The sequence below is a fragment of the Klebsiella sp. CN_Kp097 genome (assembly GCF_040064495.1).
Taxonomy (GTDB): domain Bacteria; phylum Pseudomonadota; class Gammaproteobacteria; order Enterobacterales; family Enterobacteriaceae; genus Klebsiella; species Klebsiella aerogenes.
Genome location: NZ_JBEAIL010000022.1, coordinates 101,606 through 118,003 on the forward strand (window position 1 = coordinate 101,606; position 16,398 = coordinate 118,003).

Annotated in this window: 16 protein-coding genes and 1 pseudogene; 3 read left to right on the forward strand and 14 right to left on the reverse strand. The window is 51.3% G+C overall.

What is annotated here, in order from left to right; genetic code table 11:
• Positions 1-942: 942 nt before the first annotated feature.
• On the forward strand, positions 943-1,641 hold the full coding sequence (locus tag ABLV07_RS18935; protein ID WP_348853675.1) for a DNA-binding protein: 699 nt from the start codon (positions 943-945) through the stop codon (positions 1,639-1,641).
• Between the two features lie 31 nt (positions 1,642-1,672).
• On the opposite strand, the gene ABLV07_RS18940 is transcribed toward ABLV07_RS18935, so the two are convergent.
• The 13 genes and pseudogenes from ABLV07_RS18940 to ABLV07_RS19000 all read right to left on the reverse strand — a co-directional run bounded on the left by ABLV07_RS18940 (position 1,673) and on the right by ABLV07_RS19000 (position 12,559).
• A complete protein-coding gene (locus ABLV07_RS18940; protein ID WP_348853673.1) occupies positions 1,673-1,912 on the reverse strand; it encodes a DNA-binding protein in 240 nt (79 codons plus the stop codon).
• A gap of 69 nt (positions 1,913-1,981) precedes the next feature.
• Entirely contained in the window at positions 1,982-2,332 is a 351-nt protein-coding gene (locus ABLV07_RS18945; protein WP_348853672.1) for a hypothetical protein, read from the reverse strand.
• 39 nt (positions 2,333-2,371) lie between these two features.
• Entirely contained in the window at positions 2,372-2,608 is a 237-nt protein-coding gene (locus ABLV07_RS18950) for a hypothetical protein (RefSeq protein WP_038435614.1), read from the reverse strand.
• A 53-nt stretch (positions 2,609-2,661) separates the two neighbouring features.
• A complete protein-coding gene (locus ABLV07_RS18955) occupies positions 2,662-2,958 on the reverse strand; it encodes a hypothetical protein (RefSeq protein ID WP_143992401.1) in 297 nt (98 codons plus the stop codon).
• Between the two features lie 77 nt (positions 2,959-3,035).
• A complete protein-coding gene (locus ABLV07_RS18960; protein ID WP_038435616.1) occupies positions 3,036-3,350 on the reverse strand; it encodes a hypothetical protein in 315 nt (104 codons plus the stop codon).
• A 184-nt stretch (positions 3,351-3,534) separates the two neighbouring features.
• Positions 3,535-3,738 (reverse strand): AlpA family transcriptional regulator, encoded by a 204-nt coding sequence (locus ABLV07_RS18965; protein WP_021535617.1) that lies wholly within the window; start codon positions 3,736-3,738, stop codon positions 3,535-3,537.
• 237 nt (positions 3,739-3,975) lie between these two features.
• Positions 3,976-4,290: pseudogene (locus ABLV07_RS18970) on the reverse strand (NIPSNAP family protein).
• A gap of 555 nt (positions 4,291-4,845) precedes the next feature.
• On the reverse strand, positions 4,846-5,190 hold the full coding sequence (locus ABLV07_RS18975) for a DUF1294 domain-containing protein (protein ID WP_015368495.1): 345 nt from the start codon (positions 5,188-5,190) through the stop codon (positions 4,846-4,848).
• Between the two features lie 115 nt (positions 5,191-5,305).
• Positions 5,306-6,064, reverse strand: coding sequence for a DNA/RNA non-specific endonuclease (locus ABLV07_RS18980; RefSeq protein WP_227502770.1), 759 nt, complete (start codon positions 6,062-6,064; stop codon positions 5,306-5,308).
• A 278-nt stretch (positions 6,065-6,342) separates the two neighbouring features.
• The gene (locus tag ABLV07_RS18985) at positions 6,343-9,492 is read right to left on the reverse strand and encodes a CusA/CzcA family heavy metal efflux RND transporter (RefSeq protein WP_348853671.1); all 3,150 of its coding nucleotides are present in this window, start codon (positions 9,490-9,492) and stop codon (positions 6,343-6,345) included.
• An 11-nt stretch (positions 9,493-9,503) separates the two neighbouring features.
• The gene (locus tag ABLV07_RS18990; protein WP_015368491.1) at positions 9,504-10,766 is read right to left on the reverse strand and encodes an efflux RND transporter periplasmic adaptor subunit; all 1,263 of its coding nucleotides are present in this window, start codon (positions 10,764-10,766) and stop codon (positions 9,504-9,506) included.
• 45 nt (positions 10,767-10,811) lie between these two features.
• Entirely contained in the window at positions 10,812-11,156 is a 345-nt protein-coding gene (cusF, locus tag ABLV07_RS18995; protein WP_015368490.1) for a cation efflux system protein CusF, read from the reverse strand.
• A 17-nt stretch (positions 11,157-11,173) separates the two neighbouring features.
• Positions 11,174-12,559 (reverse strand): efflux transporter outer membrane subunit, encoded by a 1,386-nt coding sequence (locus tag ABLV07_RS19000; protein ID WP_032706755.1) that lies wholly within the window; start codon positions 12,557-12,559, stop codon positions 11,174-11,176.
• Between the two features lie 173 nt (positions 12,560-12,732).
• On the opposite strand from ABLV07_RS19000, the gene cusR reads away from it, so the two are divergent.
• Positions 12,733-13,416, forward strand: a complete 684-nt coding sequence (gene cusR, locus ABLV07_RS19005) for a copper response regulator transcription factor CusR (protein WP_008807068.1) — start codon at positions 12,733-12,735, stop codon at positions 13,414-13,416.
• The gene (locus ABLV07_RS19010) at positions 13,406-14,848 is read left to right on the forward strand and encodes a Cu(+)/Ag(+) sensor histidine kinase (protein ID WP_045360190.1); all 1,443 of its coding nucleotides are present in this window, start codon (positions 13,406-13,408) and stop codon (positions 14,846-14,848) included. The genes cusR and ABLV07_RS19010 overlap by 11 nt, the downstream gene beginning before the upstream one ends.
• 54 nt (positions 14,849-14,902) lie before the next feature.
• Here the strand turns inward: ABLV07_RS19010 and ABLV07_RS19015 are convergent, their stop codons facing one another.
• On the reverse strand, positions 14,903-16,024 hold the full coding sequence (locus ABLV07_RS19015; protein ID WP_015704249.1) for a cupin domain-containing protein: 1,122 nt from the start codon (positions 16,022-16,024) through the stop codon (positions 14,903-14,905).
• Between the last annotated feature and the right edge of the window lie 374 nt (positions 16,025-16,398).

A 16,398-nucleotide genomic window follows, 5' to 3' on the forward strand; every position in this document is an offset into this window, starting at 1 on the left:
TCTGTGCTTACGCATGGCTACGCCCTGATACTGGCATTTATTCATTAACTTCAAGATTGTAGTTTTTTAGAATAATCTATCCGATCATTATTAAATTTATTTTCACTATCAAGTTAGAATTAAGATCCTATGTTTCAACATATTTTTCCCTTTAGATATATAGCATTTGCTCTTAAACGTATAGGAAAACTATATCCTTGGCAGCAGCATTTCGTGATTGTTCGCAACAATCACTCTGCTGAACAGGGCTTGCCCCTGTTAATATTGGATTTATCCAAAAAAGATCGCGTCGAAGACGCACACAAAGTAAAAAGAAAATTAATTAATCTCTCACAATAAAAGCAGCAATTCGTGATTGTAGAAAACAATCACTCCGCTGTAATAACATTATAGTAAAAATAAAATAGGTAGCACAAGGTACCATTTTCATAAGGCACAAATAAACTCCGTCGCAAAACATTTCTGAACATAACAATTAAGGAAAGTTTTAATGCCACTCATTTTCATACTGAAAACCTCCAACGCCTTTCATAAAACAGCAGGTGCCATTCAACAGGCACACATTCCCTTTTACTATATTAAACTTATTACTATATTACAGCCATTATTTCTTATACAAAACAATAGATTACTGAGGAAGGGTTATAGATTACTATAACTAGGGTTATCGATATCTATAACTCGGATTATAGTTTTCTATAACCATAGTTAGCAAAAGCTATAACTATAGTTCCGTACTGAAACTATTATTTAATAACTGGCGGATATTCCATTCTCAGTAAACTTATTCCAGCCAGAAAGTAATGAGCTTTTTATCCATCATACTCAATGGATAGCTCTCCACTATTTTAAAACTTTTTCCATTTATTTTTGACTTTGTTATTGACCATAGTGTTTAATCTGTTATGTATTAATAAAAACAATAATAAAAGGAAAAATACAATGACACAAATAGATTTTCAATCCCTTAGCAGTTTATCCCCCTTTCAGCTAACACAGTATATTGATGATCATCTTTTCACTAATGAACAGAAAGTGCAGATATTCGAACATTATCACAGCACACATAAAGACACTACCAATATCTATTCGAGAAAAGAAAACATTAAATCTATTAAAAAAGATGTTGATTATGTCCATATGTTCACAAAAAACTTCCAGCAACTCGCAGAACTTGATATTTCCAAGAATGAGTTGAAGGTTATCGCAAGGATTTTAAACATCATGGAATTTGGAAACTGCTTTCATATATCGCAAGCAAAGCTATGCCGCGACTTAGATATTAAAAAATCAAATATGTCTCTTGTCTTTAAAAAGCTCAAAAAGAAAGGGATCATTATTGATAAAGATGGAGATCTCTTTATGAACTCCAACATATTTCTTAAGGGACAAGCGCATTCTATCAATGCCAAACAACGCCCTAATGTTAAAAAGGCACAGGGATTTAACGCTAATAATGAACCAGTATTTGATAATGTTTATATATTTAATCAAACAAATGATTCTGACAATCAACCTACAGAGGGAACGACTACATCTGAGCCACCAAAAACATCTGATAGCTGTTCTAACAAAGAAACAGATCCAGCACTGACGCTGCAGTATCCTAAAACAGCAGAGCCAGCTTATGATGATGTTTAATATATAAGCGAAGAAGCAACATAGTGACTGGCTACTGCCAATCAATGAGATCCTCTGGTGATATCCTATCCTTCTCCATCAATTTGAGGATTTTTTTCATTTTTAACTTACGTGCCTTTTTCTCACCAATCTCCAGATAGTATTCTTTCTGCCGTTCCGCTACTACCTTGCGGAACTTCTTCAAGAGTTGGTTCAATGTCTTTATATCAGTGATAGCCGCTTCAGCTTGGATTTTTCTATACATATACATAACGTGGAATTCATCAATCATATTAAACCCCTTAGTTTAATCATTCATGTTATTTCCCTCTTTCGAGGGAATACTCATTACATCTAAATATCAAACAACTGTCATTTTTAGCTTCCAGTAAATCGGATCTTCATTTTCATCCTGATTTATATTTTTTGAAACAAGTTCAATGATGTGTTCTTGATGCCAATACAATATTGTGGCTTTTAAATCTCTTGTATTAATATCAGACACATCATTTTTGATAGAGTATTTCTTCATCTCACGAGTTATCAAAACATCATATGTGATGCTTGAAAGGAATCCATCATTCAAAATATCGATTGCTGTTTCAGGATGTTTTTCATAAATGGCATATATTTCATTACTGTATACTTGTAAGATGTTGGCAATAAGTTCGTTTTTTGTTTCCTCATTACTGTTCAATATAATCTCTTTCATCTTTAATCCTTTCATTATGTTAATAGTTAGTAAAAATAATTAGTTGTTATAACCGATATTGATGATAACGGAACCATATTCCAACCCTAAATCATTAACTAGTTCGTTATTAATAAATCGATTTAACTCGTCAAGCAATTTGTGGTCATCCATGATTTCTTCTACTGAATATCCAGTAATGGCAACATACACTTCAAAACGTTCTTGAATAGTATTCATTACTTCAGGGGTTTCTTCGCACAACATACTTACTGTGACAGATATTTTATTTGTCATTTATATTTCCCTCTTATATTTTTGGTTAGCCCCTTGCGGGGCAAGATTGAACATCATTTTCTAAAGCTTTCTGAATATCCTGCTAACATGGCAGCGACTTGTTCAAAGTTAACTTCATGAATATCGCCACTGTTTCCTTCTTGGGCTGTGAATCTCTCAAAGTTATTCTGAATATGGTCAATAACATAAATATTAAATAGACTCATGAAACCGGGGTCATCCAGATAATCATTTGCGTCCCCATCACCATTGACTTCCATGAACATTTCCCAACTTGCTGTAAACGACCTACAAGCAAGGTCATAGAACAGTTCAGTTGATTTATTACTAGCAATACTTTCTTTAGACATATTTATACCCTCATAGTTAAATGCTTATTTAATTCATTGTTTTTTATTAGCCCCTTTCAGGGCCGAATATGCTATTATTAACTCATACTAAAAAGTAATGCTTTAGTATGCACATATCTCATTTCAAACATAACTTTATCCATATCAACATAGATAAGTCTTTCTCTTTTACCAGCTTCTTCCATATGTTCATCAAAGCGTTTTGCCAGATATTCTTTAACATGCAAAATATATGACTCCGTTCTGTTGCTATCTAACATTATGGCTGCCAATATCTCATGCTCTTCTTGTTCTTTATATATACGTATTCCTGTGATATAAAGATTCTTCGCCATAGCAGTAAAAGCTTTAGTCGATGAGTCCTTAATGTTATTTAGTTCTTCAGTATTCATATGGTTACTCCTTATTTTTTTTGAATGTATAGCCCCCTACACTTTCATGCATTATTTGAGAGCAGATTATATTTTTTGTTTTATGCTGATGCTAAGTTCGATTGTGTTTACATATGACCTCCTGCTTTATGTTTTTTGGTTAATAGACTAACTGGCTGTACCGAAACCATTGTGATTTTGCTTTTTATGCTACTTTATTACGTGATAAAGAAATCTTTTCATCAATCCACTTATCAATATCACTCTCTAAGAATGCTATTGCTCTTTCACCAAGTTTTACTTGGGCCGGGAATTCATTACGACTAATCAGGCGATAAATCCAAGCCTTACAAAGGCCAGTTCTATTTAATACTTCAGGTAAACGGATAAATCTTTTTCTTTCGTTCATATATTTCCTCGTCGTTGTTTTGATGAGGTTATTATTCAAATATCGCTTATGACAATCAACACCTGTTTTTTCGGAATTATTGCGTAAATGAGTGTTTTTTGTACAAATCAGAAAGGAATAGATTGAATGCTGTTACAAGATGGGGCTTAGAGGGCTTTAGCAAAAAGTGCTATTTTTAGAGGCGGGAACGGGATTTTAAAAATACACTTATTTATCAGTTAATTATGATAATTCGGTTTAAATTCTGTACTGCGGAAGGATACCCCATGAACAGCGCATCCCCCTTTGCTCGCTATATCTCAATCCATCAATACCGCTTTGTGGTAGTGATAGAACTGATTTTAAACTGAGTTCAATTCGACTGATGATTGCTTCTCATGGGCCACTGCGCCAACCCGCACTCGCATAGAAATCATCAAGAATGCTTTTCATCTGTTGTTCACTTTCAAAAGCCCGTATGAGGTAGTAGCTGTCAGCATCGTGCAGAGAGTTTCCGTACGCAACCACATCGATACGGTTCCGGCTATGAAGTGGAACACTGACTTCGCGCATGACCTAGGGGGACAATAACTGACACGCCATTTCTATCTAATATTACTTTAGCTTCCTTATACGGAATGTCAGAGTTGTTCTTGCCAACAGCTCGTTAAGAGATTTAAGCTGTAGGTATACTAATGAGTTATCACGCTGTTCGATAATCACTGAATGGGACTGTTGGTATATTTGTTGGTACTGAAAATTGTCTTTTAAATTTTATTGCTCCTTAACATAGGGTTAAATGCGATGTTCGAGTCCGGCCTTCGCACCAACTCGACAATAAGATCATCCGATGGCACTTTTTATGTGAATTTCAGTATCGGTTTAATCACGCCGTTTAACGAATGAGAGCGTTATCCATCCACCAACCGCACTAATTCGGCTGCAAATTTTTCCGGATAAAGTCTTTCCCCTGTCGATTACGTTGGCATAAGAAACAATACTATATACCGTTACAATTTAGAGCTATTTTGAATGCCTGCAAACGAGAGGATTAATGTGCGACATTCGGGATACGTATTAAACTCGCAGGAATCAGGCTCATAACCACTAGCGGGCAGGTCACCAACCCTACACCCCATAATCCCGGTACAGCCAATACCCGCCAACCAGCACCACAACATTCAGCACGATGCTAATAATGAAATATGTTCTGAATGGCTGCTTCTGGGTTTTGTGGCGAAAACACTGCTGCCCGGCAATCGCGCCCGGCCATCCACCAAGCAGGCCGAACGTCAGCAGGGTGGATTCCGGGATCCGGCTCCAGGCTTTACGGGCGGCTAATTTATCGATGCCGTAGATAAGCCAGGTTAGCACGTTCGCCAGCAGGAACCACATGGCGATGGAATTGGGCAGCAACAGGCTGCCGACGGCGGCAAGGGCCAGCAGGAAGTAACAAAAATAACCGAGCTTCATACGATATCAACAGCGCTTAGCGGTGGCAGAGACGGCAACTATACCTGGTTTGCTGGCTGGCGGTAAGACGCCGATTGTTAATCGCGACAGGTCGACAACTTTACCCCTCCGTTCCCTACCTGCAACCCATTTCCCGCGCCAACCTCCCCGGCTGCGTTTTTAGCGTTGTGGCAACGGCCGCCGGCAGTGCCGACCACAGCGTCAAATGCGGACTGGTGCGGCGCTCAATCTCCGCCACCGTCACCTGATGGTCGCAAAAATTAGCATCGCGCGGCGTTGCCTGGTCCAGCACGAATGCCGCGTACTGGCCGCTCTGTGGGCCGCTATCGAGGAAAATAATCTTCCAGTAACCGCTGGGGATCTCCACGCCCGGCGCGGCGGGCAGGGTGGCAATATGCCGTTCGAACAGCGGTCCGGTAACCGAATAAACCGCCGTCACCTCCGGGCGCCCGGCTAACGCGCGCTCCGCGTCTTCCAGCCGCGCCCATGCTCCCTGATTCAGCGCCGCTTCCTGCGGGGTGATATTCGACAGATAGTTCAGCGCAGGCCAGTCCTCCGCGCCGCCGAGGCTCGCCAGCGGTGCCTGATGGCCGCGATCGACCGCCAGTAAGGTGTTGGCCCGGCGATAATCGGCGGGCGCCAGGGTATCGGCAGCGGGTAAATCGGGGTCCTGCTTCCACACTCTCTCACGGTTGCTGGCCTCGCTGGCACGGGTGATTTTATACGCTACCCAGTTGGCCAGTTTACGACTGGGGTTATTGTTCAGCGTGTAGGCCGCGCGGAAGAGCGTCTGTTGGCTGCCGCCGGTTGGGCAGCCAACTTCGCAATTATCCACCTTTGCTGTCGCGGCATGGCAGGGTGATATCGTATTCAGGGCAGAAAGTAATAACAGCAAAAATAAACAGGGTGGAAAAGGATTCAGGTTCATCGATAGCGCTCATTGAATTAAGGCCCACCTTTTCTCTGCGTGATAAATACGCAGTCAGGGTGAGCAGGAAAATCAATGAAGCTAAAGGGAATAACGTGGCGTGAAGGCCGATTGGCGCAGAGGATGAGATAATATGAGAGCGGGTGAGGGTTAAATGAGGTAATTGCTTGTGGGTCTAATAATTAAAAGGCCCGCCGGTGAAATACCAACGGGCCTGCCTTTACTTATTCTCCGCGCTTGCCCCGATGCCGGTACAACCACATCAGCTTATATGCCGCCGGAATGATAAACAGCGACAGCAGCGGCGCGGTGATCATCCCGCCAATCATCGGCGCGGCGATACGGCTCATCACTTCCGACCCGGCGCCAGTGCCCCATAAAATCGGCAGCAGGCCGGCGATAATCACCGCCACGGTCATCGCCTTTGGCCGCACGCGCAGTACCGCGCCCTGATACAGCGCCTCGTCGAGCTTATCGGCGCTGAAGGTTTGCGGGTTCTCCAGCGATGGCTCCGCCTCAATGGCGTGGCGCAGGTACATCAGCATCACCACGCCAAACTCCGCCGCCACCCCGGCAAGGGCGATAAAGCCGGTACCAGTGGCCACCGACAAATGGAACCCCATCCAGTAGAGGAACCAGATCCCGCCGACGAGGGCGAACGGCACGCTGGTGATAATCAGCAACGCCTCGCCGAAGCGGCGGAACGCCAGGTACAACAGCACGAAGATAATCATTAGCGTCATCGGCACCATCAGCTTCAGCTTCTGATTGGCGCGTTCCAGCAGCTCAAACTGCCCGGAGTAGGAGACGCTGATGCCCGGCTTCAGCTTCACCTCTTTGCCGATAGCCTGCTGCAGATCGCGTACCACCGACACCATGTCGCGGTCGCGAGCGTCGATGTAGATCCAACTGGTCGGGCGGGCGTTCTCGGTCTTCAGCATCGATGGCCCGGTAACGACCTTAACCTCGGCGACGTCGCCGAGCACGATCTGCTGCTTCAGCGGCGTGAGGATCGGCAGCTGGCGCAGGGTCTCCGGGCTGTCGCGATAGCTCTGCGGGTAGCGGATGTTGATCGGATATCGCTCGACGCCCTCTACCGTTTCGCCAACCATCGCGCCGCCGATGGCGGACGAGACGAACAGCTGCACATCGCCGACGGTCATGCCGTAGCGGGCCGCCTTCTCACGCTGAATATCAATGTTGAGGTAGCGCCCGCCGACCAGCCGCTCGGCTAACGCTGACGTGACCCCCGGCACGGTGCGCGCCACCACTTCAATTTGTTCGGCGATGGCGTCGATATCGGCCAGATTAGTGCCGGAAACTTTAATGCCGATCGGGCTCTTGATGCCGGTGGAGAGCATGTCGATGCGGTTGCGGATCGGCGGCACCCACAGGTTCGCCAGCCCGGGTAGACGTACGGTTTTATCCAGCTCCTCGACGATCTTCTCCATGGTCATCCCCGGCCGCCATTGATCCTGTGGCTTGAGCTGAATCGTGGTCTCTACCATCTCCAGCGGCGCCGAGTCGGTGGCGGTTTCGGCCTTGCCGGTTTTGCCGAACACCCTTGCCACTTCCGGCACCGTCATGATCAGCTTATCGGTCTTCTGCAGCATATCCGCCGCCTGCGCAGCGGAGATCCCCGGCAGCGTTGACGGCATATACAGCAGATCGCCTTCATTAATCTGCGGCAGAAACTCGCCGCCGACCCGGTTAAGCGGCCAGGCAATCGTCAGGATCGACAGAAGCGCAATCAGCAGGGTAGTCTTCGGCCAGTGCAGTACCTTCAGCAGCAGTGGGTGATAAATGCGGATCAAAAAGCGGTTCAGCGGATTGCTGTTTTCCGCCGGGATCTTGCCGCGGATCCAGAAGCCCATCAGGATCGGGATCACCACGATCGCCAGCAGCGCCGCCCCGGCCATCGACCAGGTTTTGGTGAAGGCTAGCGGGCCGAACAGTTTGCCCTCCTGGCCTTCGAGGGTGAAAATCGGGATAAACGACAGAGTAATGATCAGCAGGCTGATAAACAGCGCCGGGCCGACCTCCACCGACGCATCGGTAATGATTTTCCAGCGGATGTCGTTGCTTAGCTTCTCTCCCGGGTGCTGATGTTCCCACTCTTCCAGCCGCTTATGGGCGTTCTCAATCATCACGATGGCGGCATCGACCATCGCCCCCACCGCAATGGCGATCCCGCCCAGCGACATGATGTTGGCGTTGAGCCCCTGGAAATGCATCATAATAAAAGCGAAGCACAGGCCGAGCGGCAGCGAGATAATCGCCACTAGCGCCGAGCGCACGTGCCACAGGAACAGGGCGCAGACCAGCGCGACAACGATAAACTCTTCCAGCAGCTTGTAGCTGAGGTTGTCGATGGCGCGGTCGATAAGCTGGCTGCGGTCGTAGGTGGTAACCACTTCAACCCCTTCCGGCAGGCTGCTTTGCAGTGACGCCAGCTTCTCTTTGACCGCCGAGATCACCTCGCGGGCATTCTTGCCGGAGCGCAGGATCACCACGCCGCCGGCAACTTCGCCCTCGCCGTTAAGCTCGGCAATACCGCGGCGCATCTCCGGGCCGATCTGCACCCGCGCGACGTCGCCGAGATAGACCGGCACGCCGTTATCGCTGGTTTTCAGTACGATATTTTTGAAGTCGTCGAGCGTCTGCAGGTAGCCGCTGGCGCGCACCATATATTCGGCTTCCGCCAGTTCGACGGAAGAGCCGCCCGCCTCCTGGTTAGAGGCGTCCAGCGCCGATTTCACTTCACCGAGGCTGATGCCGTACTGGGTCAGCTTCATCGGGTCGACGACAATCTGGTACTCCTTGACCACGCCGCCCACCGAAGCAACCTCCGAGACGTTAGGAATGGTTTTTAGCTCATATTTTAAGAACCAGTCCTGCAACGAGCGCAGTTCGGCGAGGTCATGTTTGCCGCTGCGGTCGACCAGCGCGTACTCGAAGACCCAGCCAACGCCGGTGGCGTCCGGGCCCATTTCGGCGCTGACCCCGGCGGGCAGTTTGCCCTGCACCTGGTTGAGATACTCCAGCACCCGCGAGCGCGCCCAGTAAGGATCGGTGCCGTCTTCAAAAATCACATACACGTAGGAGTCGCCAAACTGCGAGAAGCCGCGCACCGTTTTGGCGCCGGGGACTGACAGCATGGTGGTGGTCAGCGGCCAGGTGACCTGGTTTTCGACGATCTGCGGCGCCTGCCCCGGATAGCTGGTTTTGACGATCACCTGTACATCAGAGAGGTCCGGCAGAGCGTCTACCGGGGTGTGGATGATGGTCCAGGTCCCCCAGATGCTGAGAAACAGCGCCGCCATCATCACCAGGAAGCGGTTGGCCACCGAGCGGCGGATAATCCATTCAATCATTGTTCCGTTCCTCAGTGCGCGTGGGCGGCAGGAGCCGTGACATCAGGAGCCTTCGCGCGCATGCGCTCCAGCGCGCCGGAGATATTGGCTTCCGAGTCGATCAGGAACAGGCCGCTGGCGACGACTTTTTCGCCCTCCTGCAGACCGCTGCGAATGGCCGTAACGCCATTGGATTCATGGAATGCCTGCACGATTTTCGGCACGAAGCGGCCCTCGTTATCTACGGTAATCACCCGCTGCTCGCTGCCGCTGTCGATCAACGCTTTTGATGGGATCAGCAACATTGGGGCGCTTTCGCTGGTCAGTTGCAGATAGGCGTTCATCCCCGGCTTCAGCGCTTCATCCGGGTTGTTGACCTGCAGGCGTAGCTGCAGGGTACGGGTGGCGCTATCGACGCTGGGGAGAATGGTCCATTTGTTGATGCTGAAGGTTTTGCCCGGCCAGGCGGGAACTTGAATGGCGAACTGCGAGGCGTCTTTAATTAGCCAGGCGATGGATTCCGGCACCGCCACGGTGACCCACACCGGGTCCATGCCCTGAATTTTCGCCACCACATTATCTTTGGCGATATTCATTCCTGCGCGCAGATCGAAGGCGGTAATAACGCCATCGATCGGTGCTTTGAGAGTAAAGCGGGTCTGGATTTTACGCGTGGTTTTCAGGCGGCGGATATCGTCATCTGGCATTCCGGCGAGGCGTAGACGCTCAAGGATCCCCTCGACCTGCGTGGCGGTGCCCCCGGTCTCCTGCAATAAAAGATATTCGCTCTGCGCTTCCACCCAGTCCGGGATGGTCAGTTCGATTAATGGCGTGCCTTGTTTCACTTTGTCGCCGACGGTCAGCGGATAGACTTTATTAATAAAGCCCGCCGCCCGCGCCTGCATAATCACGTACTGGTACTCGTTATAGCTGATGTTGGCCGGGAAGGTCTGGGCGTAGCGCAGCGGCCCGCGGGTGACCGCGGCGGTTTTTACGCCGAGATTCTGGGTCTGCGTCGGGTCGATACGCACCCCCGGCGCACCGGCGGCGGCACTCTCCTCATCGGCGTATTTCGGCACCAGGTCCATATCCATAAACGGCGATTTACCCGGTTTATCAAAGCGAGTATTCGGGTACATCGGGTCGTACCAGAACAGCACTTTACGCTGCTGCTCGGCCGCCGGAGCGGCAGCGTGGGTCGGCGTCAGTCGGGTATACAGCGCCGCGGTAAGCGCGCCGCCAACCAGCATGCTGCCGAGGATCAGCGCCGTATTTTTCAGTGTCAGGGATGCCATGTGTCGTCCATTCAGTTGTTGAGGTAGGCTACCGTCGCCGGGCCGTTATTGGGCGCGGATATCCTGTAACAGCGACAGATTGCCCTGCTGAACGAAGGTGAAGTCCACGCTGTCGCCATCCTTCACATTGTTGAGCTGCGTCTGCGGGGTGATGGTGAAGCGCATGGTCATCGGCGGCCAGTTCACCGCCGGGATGGCCTCGTGGGCGATAGTGATTTTTTTACTATCCATATCAATGGCTTTAATGACGCCTTTACCAGTGATGCTTTGCGTCTGCGCGGCGGCGGGTTGTTCATGCATCGCCATGCCGGCGTGCGGTTCGGCAGCTTGGGCCGCGAACACTGCGCCAGAGAGCAGGGTGAACAGGGCGATTTTAGACAGTGAATTCATAATCAAAACTCCTCGGGTTATTCCATCCAGCCGCCGCCGAGAGCGGTGAACAGGGTGATTTCATTCGCCTGACGGGAATAGTTGAGTTCCAGCAGGGTTTGTCGGGTGGTGAAAATGTCGCGCTGGGCGCTCAGGACTTCGATGTAGCTGACCGCGCCGTGACGATAGAGCGCAGTAGCGCGCTGCAGGGTGATATTTAGTGAAGCGAGATAGCGCTGCTGGGCGGCAATCTGATCGGCCAGGCTTTGGCGCAGGGCCAGCGCGTCGGCCACCTCCTTAAAGGCGGACTGTATTTTTTGCTCATAGTTGACCACCTGCTGCTGCTGGCGGATTTCCGCCAGATCGAGGTTGGCCTGATTACGCCCGGCGTTGAAAATCGGCAGTTCAATTTTGGGGATGAAGTTCCACATCGCGCTGCCGGCGTTAAACAGGCTGGAGAGCTCGCTGCTGCTGCCAGAGAGCGAGCTGGTCAGGGTAATCGACGGGAAGAAGGCCGCCCGCGCGGCGCCGATGTTGGCGTTGGCCGCCAGCAGGCTGTGTTCGGCCTCTAAAATATCCGGCCGCTGCAACAGGATCTCTGAGGAGAGCGACGGCGGCAGGGTTACGCCTTTCAGGTCCACCGCGCTGCTGGCGCTATCGTCCGGCAGCCGTTGATAGCTGCCGAGCAGTAGCTGCAGGGCGTTATTGGCCTGCGCCAGTTGACCTTGCCGTTTGGCGATATCGGCGCGGGTGCTTTCGATCATCCCGCGCGCCTGTTCCAGCGCCAGCACGGTGGTGCTGCCGGTCAGCAGCTGCTTTTCAACGAAGGCGTAAGACTGCTGATAGTTCTGCAAGGTGTCGTTCGCCACCTGTAGCTGCGCCGCCGCCAGCCGCTGGTTGAAGTAGCTTTGTGAAACGTTAGCAATCAACAGGATATGCACCGCGCGCCGCGCCTCTTCGCTGGCGAAGAAGTTCTGCCGGTCGGCCTCGCTAAGGTTTTTCAACCGGCCAAAGAAGTCGAGGTCGTAGCTGAGATTCAAGCCGGCGGCATAATCGCTGCTGGTGGTGGTGTCGCCTTTGAGCTTGCCGCCATAGGTGGTGCTGCCGTCGCCGTTAAGCTGCGGGTAGCGGTCGGCGTCGGTCACCCGGTACTGGGCGCGGGCTTCCTGCACTTTCAGCGTCGCCATCCGTAGATCGCGGTTGTTGGTCAGCGCGGTACTAATCAGGCTTTTTACCTGTGGGTCGACGAAAAAGGTGCGCCAACCGGTCTCCTGGTAGCCCGCCGTCGTGGTAACCAGTTTGTTCTGGCTGAGAGAGAACTGCTGCGGTACCGGCGCGGCGGGGCGCTGGTAGTCCGGAGCAAGTGACAAACAGCCGGTTAAGGCGAATATCACGCTGAGAGTAAGAAGCTTTATTGGGCGCATGGCGACAGACGGTTTTTAGCGATTTATCAATGGCGGATACTTTACGCAGCGGGCTCTGTTCAACGCGTGACAGGAAAATGACAAAGCTGTCATTTTCCTGATATTTCATTGCTATCCGGAGGGGCTCCTCTAAAATTGAATACCCGCACAGAGCGCGCGTGAAGGAGCCAGCCGTGAAGATTTTGATTGTCGAAGATGAGAAGAAAACCGGGGAGTACCTGACCAAAGGGCTTACCGAAGCCGGATTCGTCGTCGACCTGGCCGACAACGGCCTTAACGGTTATCACCTGGCGATGACCAGCGACTACGATCTGCTGATCCTCGATATCATGCTGCCGGACGTCAACGGCTGGGATATCGTGCGCATGCTGCGCGCCGCCAATAAAGGGATGCCGATCCTGCTGCTCACCGCGCTTGGCACTATCGAGCATCGGGTGAAGGGGCTGGAGCTGGGCGCCGACGATTATCTGGTGAAGCCCTTTGCTTTTGCGGAACTGCTGGCGCGGGTGCGCACTCTGCTGCGTCGCGGGGCGGCGGTAATAGTAGAAAGCCAGTTTCAGGCGGCCGATCTCAGCGTTGATTTGGTGAGCCGCAAGGTGACGCGCGGCGCGACTCGTATCACCCTGACCAGCAAAGAGTTTACCCTGCTGGAGTTCTTCTTGCGCCATCAGGGCGAGGTGCTACCCCGTTCGCTGATCGCGTCGCAGGTGTGGGATATGAATTTCGACAGCGACACTAACGCCATCGACGTGGCGGTGAAGCGGCTGCGCGCCAAAATCGATAACGACTTCGAGCCGAAGCTTATCCAGACCGTGCGCGGCGTCGGCTATATGCTTGAGGTGCCGGATGGCCGCTAAGCGCCCCTTTTCGTTGGCCACCCGGCTGACCTTCTTTATCAGCCTCGCCACCATCATCGCTTTCTTTGCCTTCACCTGGATCATGATCCATTCGGTGAAGGCCCACTTTGAAGAGCGCGACGTTCACGACCTCAAGCAGCTCAGTACCACGCTTGAGACGGTGCTCAACCATGCCGACTATCCGCAGGAGCGGCGGTTGGAGATCTTAAAAAACGTGATTGGCGGCTACGCTAACGTCTTTATCTGTCTGGATGATGCCGAGGGCAATATTCTGTTTCAGTCGCCAGACGGCCCGGAACTCAGCCATATTATGAGCACGCCGGGGCTGGCGATGAAGTTGCGCGACGGTAATGTGATTTCATGGACCGACCCGCAGCCGCGGGAAATGGTTCATGATAATCATCAAATGGAGACCCGCTCCTGGCGGCTAATCATGTTGCCGCTGGGCAAGCAGGCGGATGGTAAACCGGCCTGGCATCTGCTGATGGCTTTATCGATCGACTTTCACCTGCACTATATTAATGAGCTCAAAGCAAAGCTGATTTCCGCGGCGTCGATAATCAGCCTGCTGATCATCGCCATCGTGCTGTTTGTGGTCTATCAGGGGCATAAGCCGATTCGCCAGATCAGCCGCCAGATCCAGAATATTACCTCCCGGGATCTCGATGTACGCCTTGACCCACAGGCGGTACCCATCGAGCTGGAGCGGCTGGCGCTGTCGTTTAACCATATGCTGGAGCGCATAGAGGATGTCTTTACCCGCCAGTCGAACTTTTCCGCCGATATCGCTCATGAAATCCGTACGCCGATTACCAACCTGGTCACGCAAACCGAAATCGCCTTAAGCCAGAGCCGCAGCCAGCAGGAGCTGGAAGAGGTGCTCTATTCCAATCTCGAAGAGTTCTCGCGCATGTCGCGGATGGTCAGCGATATGCTGTTCCTCGCCCAGGCGGATAATAACCAACTGATCCCCGAACAACGGGCGCTGGATCTGGCCGAGGAAGTGAATAAGGTGTTTGAGTTCTTTGAAGCGTGGGCGGAAGAAAAAGAGGTGGCGCTGCGTTTTGTCGGTAGCCATTGCCGGGTGATTGGTGACCCGCTGATGCTGCGGCGGGCAATCAGCAACCTGCTGTCGAACGCGATTCGCTATACGCCGGCCGGGCAGGCGGTGACCATTCAGTTGAGCGAAAGCGCCGAGAAGATTCGCCTGGTGGTGGAGAACCCCGGCGCGCCGATTGCCGCCGAGCATCTGCCGCGCCTGTTTGATCGTTTCTATCGCGTCGACCCCTCGCGCCAGCGCAAAGGCGAGGGCAGCGGCATCGGTCTGGCGATTGTAAAATCGATTGTCAGCGCCCATCACGGCAGCGTGGCGGTGCAGTCCGATCTGCGCTCCACTCGCTTTATTATCGTGTTGCCGAAATATGCGCAATAACGGCTGAAAGCAAGCGGGCAGCGCCAGGCGGCTGCCCGCAGTATTGCCGTTCTCTTACTCTTCGAAATACCAGTAGCCCTGATTAATCAGGCGCGTCAGTTCGCTAACGAACGCCGGATTTTTCAGGCCGCTGCCGAGCTCTTCTTGACCTAACGAGGTATAGCGACATAGCGCATCGAGCGCGCCGGCATCGGTAGTGTCGAGTTGTTCGCTATGCACGAAGAAGCTGTCGCCGATATGCAGAACGCGCAGGCCGCTCAGGCGAGAAAGCTTTTCCCCGCCCAGCAGCGCATCGACCACTTCCTCTTCTTCATATGCCGGTTCCGCTGGCGCAATATCCAGCTCATGACGTGGCGTGGTGACGAAACTGCCGAACCACTGCTTGAAGTCTTCGGGTTGGCGAATCATGTCGATCATCATGTTGCGCAGACGGTCGAGTTCATACTCTTCAACCCGGCCCGGATGGTCGCGGCAGGTGAGGTCCGGATCGCTGTAGTGTTCCCCGCCGAGGTCGTTTTCCAGCACATAGTCGGCGAAGCTGCTGATCAGGTCGCGGCCGTTTGGCCCACGGAAGCCGACGGAGTAGTTCAGTGCCGTTTCGTGGGTCACTCCGTCGTGTGGGAATCCAGGCGGAATATAGAGGATGTCGCCCGGCTCCAGATCTTCATCAATAATCGGCGGGAACGGATCAACGTGCAGCAGCGCCGGATGCGGACAGAACTGACGCATCGGCAGCTTGTCACCCACGCGCCAGCGGCGGCTCCCCATGCCCTGAATAATAAAGACGTCATACTGATCGATATGTGGGCCAACGCCGCCGCCAGGAACGGAGAAGGAGATCATCAGATCGTCTAAACGCCAGTCCGGCAGTACGCGGAATGGGCGCACCAGTTCGGCGGCAGGCATATGCCAGTGGTTTACCGCCTGGGCCAGCAATGACCAGCCGTTTTCACCCAGCCCATCGAAATGTTCAAAAGGACCGTTGCTGGCCTGCCATTTACCGTTGACCAGGCTGACCAGCCGGCTATCGACTTCCGGTTCCATGGCTAACCCGGCCAGCTCGTCTGGCGTAATGGGGTCGATGAAGTTAGGGAACGCCTTCTTTAATACGACCGGCTGCTTTTGCCAGTACTTCTCTAAGAACTCGGGCCAGTTAATGTTGAGTTGATAAGCCATAGATTATTACCAGTAGGAAGAAACGGCTCTGATTATAGAAAGGAGGGAAAGCGTGGCGCTTTGTCATGGGTCAAGAGTGATGCTTAATTCACCATTAGCGTTGTGAGGGCGTCGGCAGAGCGAGAAAAATCACTTTTTCGCCAAAAACGATTTTGACTGTAACTACGCTACAAGCCGCATGAACACTGGGTTTTCGCATTTATATATCAAGAAGGATAAACGTGAAAAGTGTAATTAATGAGCGCTTGATAAGTTTTTTGTATTTTAAGGCTTGCTATATCTCAGCAGCTCCCTATAATGCGCACCCACTGACACGGCAGATGTGAATCACTTCACACAAACAGCCGGTTCGGTTGAAGAGAAAAATTCTGAAA